This window comes from Tissierellales bacterium, from assembly GCA_035301805.1.
Classification (GTDB): Bacteria; Bacillota; Clostridia; order Tissierellales; family DATGTQ01; genus DATGTQ01.
Window position 1 is genome coordinate 1 of record DATGTQ010000016.1, and the last position, 13228, is coordinate 13228.

Annotated in this window: 12 protein-coding genes; 1 reads left to right on the forward strand and 11 read right to left on the reverse strand. The window is 30.1% G+C overall.

Annotated elements, in window-relative coordinates; all coding sequences use genetic code 11:
• Positions 1-1188 (reverse strand): anaerobic nitric oxide reductase flavorubredoxin, encoded by a 1188-nt coding sequence (locus tag VK071_00745; protein ID HLR33843.1) that lies wholly within the window; start codon positions 1186-1188, stop codon positions 1-3.
• A gap of 125 nt (positions 1189-1313) precedes the next feature.
• Between VK071_00745 and VK071_00750 the strand changes: the two genes are divergently transcribed.
• Positions 1314-1868, forward strand: a complete 555-nt coding sequence (locus VK071_00750) for a hemerythrin domain-containing protein (protein HLR33844.1) — start codon at positions 1314-1316, stop codon at positions 1866-1868.
• A 6-nt stretch (positions 1869-1874) separates the two neighbouring features.
• Here VK071_00750 and VK071_00755 read toward each other — a convergent pair whose 3' ends face one another.
• The 10 genes from VK071_00755 to VK071_00800 all read right to left on the reverse strand — a co-directional run.
• Positions 1875-3740 (reverse strand): cation-translocating P-type ATPase, encoded by a 1866-nt coding sequence (locus tag VK071_00755; protein ID HLR33845.1) that lies wholly within the window; start codon positions 3738-3740, stop codon positions 1875-1877.
• Between the two features lie 26 nt (positions 3741-3766).
• Positions 3767-3982: a heavy-metal-associated domain-containing protein gene (locus VK071_00760; protein ID HLR33846.1), complete on the reverse strand. Its 216-nt coding sequence runs from the start codon at positions 3980-3982 to the stop codon at positions 3767-3769.
• Positions 3983-4137: 155 nt separating this feature from the next.
• A complete protein-coding gene (hcp, locus tag VK071_00765) occupies positions 4138-5790 on the reverse strand; it encodes a hydroxylamine reductase (GenBank protein ID HLR33847.1) in 1653 nt (550 codons plus the stop codon).
• 409 nt (positions 5791-6199) lie between these two features.
• Positions 6200-6889: a phosphoribosylaminoimidazolesuccinocarboxamide synthase gene (locus VK071_00770; GenBank protein ID HLR33848.1), complete on the reverse strand. Its 690-nt coding sequence runs from the start codon at positions 6887-6889 to the stop codon at positions 6200-6202.
• Between the two features lie 917 nt (positions 6890-7806).
• The gene (locus VK071_00775) at positions 7807-8322 is read right to left on the reverse strand and encodes a hypothetical protein (GenBank protein HLR33849.1); all 516 of its coding nucleotides are present in this window, start codon (positions 8320-8322) and stop codon (positions 7807-7809) included.
• Between the two features lie 139 nt (positions 8323-8461).
• Entirely contained in the window at positions 8462-9205 is a 744-nt protein-coding gene (locus VK071_00780) for a phosphate ABC transporter ATP-binding protein (protein ID HLR33850.1), read from the reverse strand.
• The gene (pstA, locus tag VK071_00785; protein ID HLR33851.1) at positions 9206-10042 is read right to left on the reverse strand and encodes a phosphate ABC transporter permease PstA; all 837 of its coding nucleotides are present in this window, start codon (positions 10040-10042) and stop codon (positions 9206-9208) included.
• Positions 10043-10064: 22 nt separating this feature from the next.
• Entirely contained in the window at positions 10065-10928 is an 864-nt protein-coding gene (pstC, locus tag VK071_00790; protein ID HLR33852.1) for a phosphate ABC transporter permease subunit PstC, read from the reverse strand.
• A gap of 41 nt (positions 10929-10969) precedes the next feature.
• Entirely contained in the window at positions 10970-11896 is a 927-nt protein-coding gene (locus VK071_00795) for a phosphate ABC transporter substrate-binding protein (protein HLR33853.1), read from the reverse strand.
• Between the two features lie 442 nt (positions 11897-12338).
• The coding region (locus VK071_00800; protein ID HLR33854.1) for an ATP-binding cassette domain-containing protein at positions 12339-13228 on the reverse strand (890 nt) is incomplete at its 5' end.

Below are 13228 nucleotides of genomic sequence, written 5' to 3' on the forward strand. Positions count from 1 at the left end.
CTACAAGTTCTTAGCAAAATCCTTTCCAAATTCTCTACAACGTTCTAAAGCTTCGTCATCTGGGTTCCATAATTCTCTTATTCCATCATTTACTACATCCATTTTTGCATCTTTTAATCTTTCAGTCATAATTTTAACACCTTCACCACTCCAGCCGTAGGAACCAAAAGCTGCTGCCCTTTTCTTTTTAAATCCTAATCCTTTTATCATATCAAGTACTCCTGACATAGATGACAATATACTATTATTTACAGTTGAAGCACCGAATAATACTGCTTTTGATTTAAACATTTCAGTAATAATATCATTTTTATCTGTATTAGATGTTTTATATAGTTTTATAACCACATCTTTATCTTCAGATCTAATACCTTCTGCTATAGTTTCAGCCATTCTCTTCGTTGCATCCCACATACTATCATAAATTATTGTTACTTGATTTTCTTCATAGTCTTTTGCCCATTCTAAATATTTTTCTATTATTTGAGTTGGGTTATCTCTCCATATAATTCCATGGCTAGTTGCAATCATATCTAAAGGTAAATTAAATCCTAAAACTTCTTTAATTTTCATAGTTACTAATGGATTAAAAGGAGATAATATATTTGCATAATATTTTAAAGCCTCATAGTATAATTCGGATTGATCTACTAAATCATTGTACATTTGTTCTGATGCATAGTGTTGCCCAAAGGCATCATTGCTAAATAATATGTTTTCACCACTCATATATGTAAACATACTATCTGGCCAATGTAACATTTTTGCCTCAACAAATGTGAGTTCACTTTCTCCAATATTTAGAGTATCTCCAGTCTTAACTTCTACAAAGTTCCAATCTTCATGATAGTGAGCTTTTAATATTCTTGCACCAGCTGCTGTACAGTAAATTGGTACTTCAGGTATTTCCTTCATAAGTAATGGCAAAGCACCACTATGGTCTACCTCAGCATGATTGGCAATTATATAGTCTATTTCCTTTAAGTCTATTTCTTTTTTTAGATTCTCTACAAATTCTTCATCAAAGGGTTTCCATATAGTATCAATAAGAACATTCTTTTCATCCCTTATTAAATAAGAATTGTAAGAAGTTCCTCTGTGTGTAGAAAGTTCATCTCCATGAAAACTTCTAAGTTCCCAGTCAATTTTTCCTACCCAAGTTACTTTATCCGTAATTTTAAAACTCATTTTATAACCTCCTTATGTTCTCTATGAATATATATTATCATATTACTAATTTTTATCTATATAAAAATAGCAAAAAGGCTATTCTTATATTAAATAATAGGGTATCATAGTCTTGAGGTGATTATATGAAATCAATAAATATTATGGTCCAAGAACACGAAAATATTAAAAGAATGTTAAAAGTTATAAGAAAATATTCTTATAAAGTATTGTTAGATAAAAATATAGATTATGATGATTTTTATAAAATAATTGACTTTATTAGAAATTATGCTGATAAACATCATCATATGAAAGAAGAAAAAGTATTATTTAAGATTATGGAAGAAAACCTTCCACAGTTCGCAAAAAACGGTCCTATTACAGGTATGTTAATCGAACATGATATTGCCCGTCTTTACATCCTCAACCTAGAAAAAGCTTTGGATGAATACAAGGAAGGCAATGATGAAAAAAGGTTAGATATAATAGCTAATTCTATTTCCTATGCAGATTTATTAAATAGACATATTGATAAAGAAAATACAGCTCTGTATAAATTTGCTGAAAAATTACTTCCTTCTGAAAATAAACAAGAAGTAGATAAACAAAGTGAAAAAATTGAAAAAGATGCCAATGAAAAAGGTACCCAAAATAAATATCTTAAGCTACTTAAAGAGTTAGAGGAAAAAGTTGATTAAGAGCCCTTAGCTAAGGGCTCTTTCTTTTTCACCATATGATAACAATCTTATAGCATTTATAGTTACAAGGAGTACACTTAACTCATGAACCAACATTCCTGAAGATAAGAATACTACTTTAGCAATTACACCTATTAAAAGGACTGCTGCTACAATTATAGCAAAGTATATATTCTGCTTCATATTCCTTACAGTAGCCCTACTTAATCCAATAGCATGAGACAATTTTTTAATTTCATCAGACATTAAAACTACATCAGCAGTTTCCATGGCTACATCAGTACCAGCTCCACCTATGGCAATACCTAAATCTGCTGAAGCTAATGCTGGGGCATCATTTACTCCATCACCTACCATAGCTGTTGGACCAATTTCATCTTGCAGTTTTTCAAGGACTTCTACTTTTCCTTCTGGCAATAATTCTGCATAATAATCGTCAATACCTAATTGTTTAGAAATCGAAGCTGCGGCTCTTTTATTATCACCTGTCAGCATTACAACTTTCTCTATACCTAATCCTTTTAAATTTTTAATTAGTTCTTTTGCATCTTCTCTAATTGTATCTGCTATGGATATTGTCCCTAATAGGTCTTCTAAACTTGAAATAAATACCACTGTCTGTCCTTCTTCTTCCTCACTTTGAATATATTTTTCCTCTTGGCTATCTATTTTTATATGGTTTTCTAATAATAATTTTCTATTCCCTATTAAATAAGTCTTTCCTTCAACTTTTACTTTTAACCCCTGACCTGTAATTATTTCTGAATCCTCCGGTTCACCTTCTATAGAGCCAAGCCTTTCTTCACCTGCTTCTATTATTGCTTTTGCCAATGGATGTTCTGAGTATTTTTCTCCAATTACCGCAATTTTCAATAATTGGTCTTCATCTATATCATTAATGTTAAAGGATTTTACTTTAGTTACTTTAGGCTTACCTTCTGTTAAAGTTCCAGTTTTATCAAAAGCTAATACTTTAACCTTACCTAAATCCTCCATTATTTCTCCACCCTTAATAAGAACTCCATGTTTAGCCCCATTTCCAATACCGGATACTATAGAAACGGGAGTAGATATTACTAAAGCCCCTGGGCAAGCTATTACAAGTAACGTTAAAGACAATCTTAAATCTTTTGTAAATAGAAATAGTAATGCTGCTAGAACCATAATAGAAGGAGTATAATATCTTGAAAATACTTCTAGAAATTTTTGAGTTTTAGCTTTTTTGTCTTGAGCTTCTTCTACCATTTCTAATATTTTAGCAAATGTAGTATCTTCCCCTACTTTATCTGCTCTTATTTTTAAATAACCTGATTCAATTATAGTACCAGAAAATACTTCTTCATCTTCTTCTTTGTTTACTGGAATAGATTCTCCTGTAATTGCTGCTTGATTCACATAAGCATTTCCTTCTACTACTGTTCCATCTACTGATATTTTTTCACCTGGTTTTACTAAAACTATGTCTTCTTTTACCACTTCATCAGGAGTTAATAAAACTTCTTCACCATCTCTTATTACCCTGGACATATCTGGTGCTAAATCTAATAATGATTTTATAGATGATCTAGTTTTTTCTATAGTTTTGGATTCTAAATAATCACCTAGCATAAATAAAAATGTTACTGCTGCCGCTTCCCAATATTCTCCTATAAAGATGGCTCCTGTCGCTGCTATAGTTACTAATGCATCTATTCCTAATATTTTATATCTTAGGGCACTAATTGCATTTTTTGCTATAGGCCAGCCAGCTACAATAGCAGCACTGATCATAAATAAATTAGTAACTAAAGCTTCAGCTATAGTATGTTTTAGTATAAAAGATATAACTATTAATATACCTGATATTAATACCCTACGACCTTTACTAATCAAATCTACACCCCTTCCTTATTGAATCTTTATTTTTCTCCTAAAACATCATATCCTAAACTTTCAATAATATCCTTAATTTCATCTGATTCCACAACAGATTCATCAATAGTTACTTTTACTCTACTAGAATTAAATAACACTTCAATTTTTTCAACACCTTTAGTTTTTTTCAATGCACCTTCAATTTTAGCCGTACAACTTGGACAAGTTAAAGTAGATAGTTTATAAGTTATAGTTTTCATCTTTAAAAGACCTCCCTAATTTTTATTTGTTTATATCTTTCACATTCATTATATTGTTTATTCATAAATAAAGCTTTGATATAAATCAAAAATTTAGTAAATAAATGAAAGAAGTCCACTTATGTTTTTCACAAGTGGACTTTCCCATTACTTAATTAAGCTTCTAAGAACATTTTTATATCATCTTCTACATTTGTTATTCCACCAATTCCAAAGTTTTCTACTAATACATTTACTACATTTGGTGAAAGAAATGCTGGTAAAGTTGGTCCTAAGTGAATATCTTTAACCCCTAAATGTAGAAGTGCAAGAAGTACTATTACTGCCTTTAGTTCATACCATGCAATATTATATGCAATTGGTAATTCATTTACATCTTCCAATCCAAATATTTCTTGTAGTTTAAGAGCTATAAGAGCTAAGGAATAGGAGTCATTACATTGTCCAGCGTCAAGAACTCTTGGTATTCCATTTATATCTCCTAAATTTAATTTATTATATTTGTATTTAGCACAACCTGCTGTTAAAATAACTGTATCTTTGGGGAGAGCTTTTGCGAAATCTGTATAGTAGTTTCTGCTCTTCATTCTTCCATCACAACCAGCCATTACAAAGAACTTTTTAATTGCCCCTGTCTTTACTCCTTCTACAACGTCATCAGCTAAAGCAAATACTTGGTTGTGGGCAAATCCGCCAACGATTTTTCCTGATTCTATTTCAGTAGGTGCTGGTAATTTCTTAGCGTGTTCTATTATTTCTGAGAAATCCTTGGCTTCTCCATTTACTCTATCAGAAATATGTTTAAATCCTGGATATCCTGATGAACCTGTTGTATATACTCTATCTGCATAAGAAGCTTTTGGTGGAACTATACAGTTTGTTGTAAACAATATTGGTCCATTGAATTTTTCAAATTCTTCTTTTTGTTTCCACCATGCATTTCCATAGTTTCCTACAAAATGATCATACTTTTTAAATGCTGGGTAATAATGAGCTGGTAACATTTCTCCATGAGTATAAACATCTACGCCAGTACCTTCTGTTTGTTTTAATAGTTCTTCCATATCTTTTAAGTCGTGACCAGATATAAGTATTGCTGGATTATTTCTAACACCGATATTTACCTCTGTTATTTCTGGATTTCCATAAGTTGATGTATTAGCCTTATCTAATAAAGCCATGACTTCTACACCATATTTGCCAGTTTCAAGTGTAAGAGCAACTAAATCATCTACAGTTAAGCTCTCATCTAAAGTAGCTGCTAATGCTTTTCTAATAAATTTAGATATTTCTTCATCTTCGTATCCTAAATTACTAGCATGTTCTGCATAAGCTGCCATTCCCTTAACCCCATAAGTAATTAATTCTCTTAGAGAACGAATATCTTCATTTTCCGTAGCTAAAACTCCTACTTCTTTGCTACCTGCCTTATATTCAATTTCATCTTTTGAATTAACTGTAAAGGTTGCAGGATCTTTTAAGTCTCCTAGTTCAACACCTTTTTCAATTAATGCATCTTTCAATTCATCCCTTAATTTAAGTGCATCTTTAATCTTTTCAAAGAATCTATCTTTGTCAAAGTTTGCATTTGTTATAGTCATAAATAATCCTTCGATTATAAATCTATCTAATCCTGGCATCTTGTATCCAATTTTATCTGCCTCTAATCCTAATACTGAAATTCCCTTTAGGGCATATATCATTAAATCTTGAAGTTGAGCTAAATCTGCTGTTTTTCCACACACTCCAACCTTTGTACAGCCTTTCCCTCCAGCTGTTTCTTGGCATTGATAACAAAACATACTCATCTTTTATTCCCCCTCAATAGTCCTAATTATATTTACTATATTAATTATATCAATTATATTAATTATATATAAGAAAAACTTTGACCTAAGTCAAAATTTCAAAAAAAGAAAAAGGCTTTGAAAAAATTCAAAGCCCTAAAAGATATTAAAAGGTAAGAGTATTTAAATTAACACAAAATAAAATAATGTTAAGTTGTGTTCCCGTTTTCAATTTTAATACTTTTCTGAATAATTCAAATTCTATTATATTTTAACCCTTTTTTACCAAAAAGTCAACCCCTCTTTCAAAATTTTCTGACCCCTTATAAAGATCTATAATAATATCCTAGTATAACACATTTAATCCTATTTTAGTAAGAAATGGTTAGTACACTCAATTGAGTTTACTAACCACTTCACTTCCCTAATCCTATTGATTTTCCAACACTAATTTAGTCAATTCCAAAGGCTCTAAATATTCACCATTTTTATAAGCTCTCATATTTCCACCAGATATTTCGTCAGTTAAAGCTATGCGATTATCTTCTCCTACTCTTCCAAATTCAAGCTTAATATCATAAAGTTCAATACCATTTTTATTTAGCTCTTCTTTTACAAGATTACTAATTTTAATAGTTAAATCTTTTAATATCTTATATTCATCTTTTGTTAGTATTCCTAACATATGAAGTGCATCTTTTGTGATTGGAGGATCATTACGCCTATCATCTTTTAAAGTAATTTCAACAAAAGCATCTAAAGGTTGCCCTTCTTCTGCATACATGCCATATCTACGTAAAAAACTTCCGACAGCTCTATAACGACAAATTACCTCTAAACCATTTCCAAAAGGAGTAGCCGGCTTTACTGTCATTGTAGCTTTTTCTATATCCGAATTTATATAATGAGTAGGAATCCCTTCTCCAATTATTTTTTCGAAAAAGAACCTTGACAGTTTAAGCCCAGCCTTTCCCGCTCCCTCCATAGTTAAACCTACCTTATTAGCACCTGGATCAAATGTACCTTCTTCTCCTGTTACATCATCTTTAAATTTTAATAAATAATTTCCATTTTCTAAATCATAAACATCTTTCGTTTTTCCTCTATATACAAGTTTCATTATAGATAGCTCCTTTTAGTTAAAGTTTTCTGCATATTCTATATTCATTATATAATATATTTTTTTAAAAAATCAATTATTATATTATAAATTATAATTAAAGAATAAAGAACTATGTATTAATTTCATTTAAATAAAATTAATAATCCCTCATTTTTAACCCCTGTAACTTTTTTGAAAGGTTATTTTCAATTCTTAATTTCCATTTTTGAATTTTCTGATTTTACATTTTAGACATATACCTTCTATAGATATTTTACATCATTATAAGCTTCTATTTAATACTTGTAGGTAAAGATAGCAGTACCTTATATTAATGATTAAAAATACTATTATAGGGACCAAAAACAATGCATAATCATAAAAGTTTACAGTTTCCCTCCCATAATTAATCCAATTAACAAAAGTAATAAATTTGGTATTAATAATAATAGACTGAAAATATATAAAAGGACATCTTTATATAATAAACATATAGCAAACATTAATAACAGTAGTATATAGGGACCTATAAGATATTTACCAGTTAATATTGCAATTGGATTGCCTTCTGGCCATGCTAATGGGGTAATACATTAAACCGACTAATATAATTAAAAACATCATTCGATTATAAGCCTTGCTATTTCTAAAATCTCGATAGAAATTTAATACTCTTTGATTTATCATATATTCAACCCCTTTTTTAATAGTTTACTACCACGTGCAATCAAGAATACCACCTGTTGCATTCCAATTTCGTACCTCTATCGAGAGCCATACCAACATATTATTTGCAATCACTTTTTACTCACCTATCATTTTGTCTTTCTTCATCCTAATTGCTACCTGTATATATTCGTCACATGAACATTTATGAAATAAGAAAATTTGTTAAAAGGTACAAAAATGCCTAAAATTATACTAACATCAATCTATTAATAACATTTTTTAATCGCCCCTATATCATCCTTAGGGTTTATTTCTATTTTAAAACTTCCATTCTTCCCTTTGCCATATATATTAATGGAAAATTTACTAGACTTTTTAAATACTAGATCTACATCATGTTCTTCATTAATATCAAAATCATGTATTATATTATTTTCATTATCCAATATAGCCATTTTAAGAGTGTCCGATTGATATTTAATATTTACTACATCTTCTTCTTTTGCACTAAATTCGTATAATTTTCTTACTCCATCAAACTTGTTATAATCACATTTCGTACCATTTTCTGTACTTTCAGGAATAAAACTAACAGTTCTAAAACCTATATCTTGATTTGTAACATCTATTTTTCTTCTAGAAGTTAATAAACTAGTTAATGCTAATAAAGCTATGATAGATATTATGAAGATTTTAATTGGGGCCATCTTAATATATTCCATAGGTTTGAAAAATCTAAAGATTATTATTATAAGTATAAGTGTAATAACTATATAAGACAATTTGAACCTCCTTTATATTAGTTTTGATTCGCCTTTAAATATACACTTTTAGTATACATTAACTGGTAATAAAGTCAATAGATTTATATTTCCTTATTAAAAATCCACATTGATACTTTGAAAATATTATTTTATTCTCTTAACCATAAATTCCTTCTATATAATCTCTAGTCCTTTTATCTTTAGGATTGTTAAATATTTCTTCCGTTTCTCCATATTCTATTAATTCTCCATCTAAGATAAATGCAGTATAATCAGATATCCTTTTAGCTTGAGACAAATTATGGGTGACAATAACTATTGTATACTCTTTAGTAAACCTTAAAAGCATTTCTTCTATATTAGCTGTGTTTTTTATATCTAAAGCTGAACAGGGCTCATCCATTAATAATATTTCTGGTTCTACAGTTAGGGCTCTCGCTATACATAATCTTTGTTGTTGTCCTCCTGAAAGGTTTGTTGCTAGTATATTTAAATCGTTATGGATTTCATCATATAATCCCACCTTTTTAAGATTAGTAATTACTATATTATTTAATTCATCTTTAGCTTTTATGCCATAGTATATAGGAGCATAAGTTAAATTCTTATATACTGAAAATGGAAAAGGTGTTGGTTGTTGAAATACCATACCTATCATTTTCCTTATATCATTTTTCTCGTAATTTAATATATCCCTACTTTTAAATAAAATTTCCCCTATAAAATTTCCACCATTTTCTCCTATCATAAGATTTAATGTATTTAGTAATGTAGATTTACCACAACCTGATGGTCCTATTATAGCTGTTATCTTATTCTTTTTTATATTCATTGATAAATTTTTTATTACTGGTTTATAACCATAACTAATAGATAAATTTTTTATTTCAAGAATATCCATCTATCTATGCTCCTTTCTTTTCCTACTTAGAATTGAAGCAATTATATTTATAATTAGTAAGAGTATTATAAGAACTAAAGCCGTCCCGTAAGATTTTTCAAGGGAAATACCTTCTCCAATTAATACATATAAGTGAAAAGGTAATGCCATTACTGGAGAGGATAAAGATTTTGGTACTGGAGCAAAAATTACAGCTGCTGTTAATATAATTGGTGCAGAAGCACCCATTGCAAACCCACCAGCTAAAGTTATGGCAGAAATTATATCTACCCTACATAAAGGTAGTATAAGCTTCAAAATTGTATAAGCTTTGGGCACCCCTAAGGCATAAGAGGAATTAATTATCCTTTGATCTACTTCATTTAAAGTTTTTTCCACTCTAATTTGAATAAGTGGAAATATCATTATACCTAAAGTTATGCCACCAGATAATAATGATCTACCTAATTTTAAATGCAAAACTAACAATGTGTATCCAAATAACCCCAAAACTATAGATGGAGTTCCGGCCATACATTGAACTATTAAATGTATTATACTATCCATTCTTTTAGAATCACAATAAAAAACTAAGTATATAGAGGTTGCAATAGCCAGAATAGAAGCGAAGATACAGGCTATAATCATAAGAGACAGACTTCCCACAATTGCAGGAAATACTCCACCTTCTGAGCCTAAAGGCATACCTTTTGGTTCACCAAATATAAATTCTTTATTAATAGATTTAAACCCATTTTTAAATATATATATAAATATATAGGCGACAACTATAATCACTATAAGTGCACTTATAGAAACTAATGCCTTAAATATTTTGTCTTTTATATTTTCATTCATATTTATCAATCCCTAAATACATTTAAATATCTATACTTTTTTTAATAAAGTGCAATACTATATTTATAATAAATAGCATTATCATTAAGATAAAACCAGAAGCAAAGAGAGCATGATAATGCAAGCTTCCTACTTCCACCATCCCCATTTCAAGAGCAATAAGAGAAGGGATTGTTTGACACTTTTTCAGCAACTTAGGCATAATTGGGGAATTACCTATAACCATCATAACTGCCATAGTCTCCCCCATCCCCCTACCTAAAGCTAAAACTATAGCTGCTAATATACTTCTTTTACTTTTTGGCATAACTATTTTCCTTATCATATAGGTTTTAGAAACACCCAATGCACTAGAAAGTTGGTTATATTCCTTATAAACTTTTTCCATAGATTCTGCACAAGTAGAAATTATATAAGGAAGCATCATAATGGAAAGAAGCATACCACCAGCTAAAACAGATTCTCCTGAGGGAAATGAAAATTTAGTTTCAAAGGATTTCACTATTACTAGTAGTCCTATAAAGCCATAGACCACAGAGGGTATGCCTGCTAATATGTCTATAATTTCTGTTAAAAGTCTCTTTATCTTTTCATTGGTATAAGTGGACAGTACAATAGCAGTTCCAACCCCTATTGGCAATGATATCAAAATACCTACTAATGATACATAAATTGTGCCTAATATTATTGGTAATATACCTAGTTCATTTGGAGGTCCTAAAGGATTCCAAGTTTTTCCCGTAACAAATTTAAGTATAGAAACTTCCTCAAAGAATATAACACTCTCTTTTAATATAAATAAAACTATAAAAGCAAGAATTAATACAGAAAACAAAGTTAAGAGTTTTATATTAAATACAAATATTTTTTCCTTTAACTTTTTCATATAACCACCCCAAAAAATTCAGGGATATTACCCCCTGAATTTTAGTTTACTGGTACAAAACCCATTTCCTCTATAATTTTTGAACCTTTTTCAGATGTAACCATATCCATAAAGGCTTGTTGTTCTGCAGTTAGTTCACCTTTCTTAACTACTATAAGTGGTCTAGAAATCTTATAGGATCCATCTACAATATGTTCTTTTGTTGCTTCTATGCTATCAACTTTTAAAGGTATTAGTTCTCCTTCATTTTGGTTCACCATACCAAAGGATGCATATCCTATTGCATCTTTGTTTTCAATGATTTTAGTTACTAAAGCACCCATTGAAGGAGCTTGTATAGCATCTTCCCTGACCTCTGTTTCACCCATTATACTATCTTGAAATACTCCGTGGGCTCCACCACCTAAATCTCTTATTACTACCACTATTTCATTGTGTGGAAGACTACTTTCTACTTCATCCCAATATTTATATTCTCCTGAGAATATTTTCTTTATTTCTTCAGAAGATAGATCATCTTTTATTTCATGTATAGGATTTTCAGGGTTTACAGAAATAGTTAAAGCATCTATACCAAGAGTAAAGTCTTTCATATCTTCTCCTATTTTTTCTTTTTCTTCATCCTTTATTTCCCTTGCTAACATACCCAAATCACTAGTTTCCTCTAATACAGCTTTAACACCAGCCCCAGAACCACCAGCTGAAACATATATAGCTATGTTTTCTTTTGGAAAGCTTGAATCCACTTGATCCCAAGTCTCATATTCTTCAATAAAGTCAGTTGCTATAGAAGACATTACAGGTGCTAAAGTAGATGAACCATTAAATGTTATTTGAGCCTTAAAGTCTTTATTATCTTCTACAACTTCGTTATCTTCTTCTAGTTTACCTTCTTCATTAGAACATCCTGTTACTGCTAATCCAAAAACCAAAATTATACACAATAATAAACTAAATCGTCTTTTCAACAAATACTCCTCCTTTAACATATATTCACCTCATTATGTGACAATATCTTCACGTATACAATATTATTATAATTAGCTTCACGTTACCAATAGATAATATTTATACTATAGTTATGAGTATAAATATTATCTATTAAATCAATATCCTCATATATTTTCGTGAACTACTCACCACTTACTCACTACGTTCGTTGAAGTGGAAGCTTCTTGGTCAATAGTAACAACTTACCAAGCTTACCCAAGTTCTAAGGATAATCCCTACCCCGGTAATATCAAGGCTACATAGCTAGTTTCAGTAGGCTCTTACTAGCATTTATACTGATTATCTCATACTATTTATATAATATGAGAATATTTTACAATCCCTCTCCCGTTTATCGAAGATAAGAGAATTCTTACAAAAAAGAGTTAAAACTCTATATAAAATAGAATCAGGTTTCGGTTAATCAAAACCTGATTCACCTATAAACTGACTATTATACAAATCATAATAAGCTCCCTTTTTAGCTATAAGCTCCTTATGATTTCCTTTTTCTATTATCTTACCATTATCAATTACCATAATTATATCTGCATCTCTAATAGTACTAAGTCTATGGGCTATAATGAAGGTTGTACGGTTCTCCATAAGCCTTAACATAGCTTCTTGTATCCTTAACTCTGTCCTTGTATCTACACTACTTGTAGCTTCATCTAATATTAATATAGAAGGATTAGCTAAAATAGCTCTAGCTATAGTTAGAAGCTGTCTTTCTCCTTGGCTTAAATTTGTACCTCCTTCAGCTAAGATAGCATTGTAGCCTTTAGGTAATCTTCTTATAAAAGGATCTGCATTAGCTAACTTTGCTGCCTTCTTTACCTCTTGGTCAGTTGCATTTAATTTACCATAGCGAATATTTTCTTCCACTGTTCCAGAGAATAAGTAGGTATCTTGTAATACCATACCAAAAGCTTTCCTTAAACTATCTCTAGAATACTTCCTAATATCAATACCATCAATGAGTATTTCTCCTTCAGTTACATCATAAAAACGAGTAAGCAAATTCACAATAGTAGTTTTACCTGCTCCTGTAGCACCTACTAAAGCTACATTAGTCCCAGCTTTTACATCTAGACTGACATTCTTTAAGACTAAATTATCTGCTTCATAACCAAAAGAAACATTATTAAAAACTACATCTCCTTTAATATCCTTTAAAGCTACTGCATTTTCTAAATCTTCTTTTTCTTCAGCTTCATCTAATACTTCAAATACCCTTTCAGCACCTGCGACTCCTGATTGTAAAGTATTAAAAGTATTTGCAATAGTATTTAGTGGTCTAACAAACTGTC

What these genes read in the sequence shown, in the direction of transcription:
- VK071_00745 (HLR33843.1), bottom strand. Translation starts at nt 1,188, where the DNA reads ATGAGTTTTAAAATTACGGATAAAGTAACTTGGGTAGGAAAAATTGAC.
- VK071_00750 (HLR33844.1), top strand. Translation starts at nt 1,314, where the DNA reads ATGAAATCAATAAATATTATGGTCCAAGAACACGAAAATATTAAAAGA.
- VK071_00760 (HLR33846.1), bottom strand. Translation starts at nt 3,982, where the DNA reads ATGAAAACTATAACTTATAAACTATCTACTTTAACTTGTCCAAGTTGT.
- hcp (HLR33847.1), bottom strand. Translation starts at nt 5,790, where the DNA reads ATGAGTATGTTTTGTTATCAATGCCAAGAAACAGCTGGAGGGAAAGGC.
- VK071_00770 (HLR33848.1), bottom strand. Translation starts at nt 6,889, where the DNA reads ATGAAACTTGTATATAGAGGAAAAACGAAAGATGTTTATGATTTAGAA.
- VK071_00780 (HLR33850.1), bottom strand. Translation starts at nt 9,205, where the DNA reads ATGGATATTCTTGAAATAAAAAATTTATCTATTAGTTATGGTTATAAA.
- pstA (HLR33851.1), bottom strand. Translation starts at nt 10,042, where the DNA reads ATGAATGAAAATATAAAAGACAAAATATTTAAGGCATTAGTTTCTATA.
- pstC (HLR33852.1), bottom strand. Translation starts at nt 10,928, where the DNA reads ATGAAAAAGTTAAAGGAAAAAATATTTGTATTTAATATAAAACTCTTA.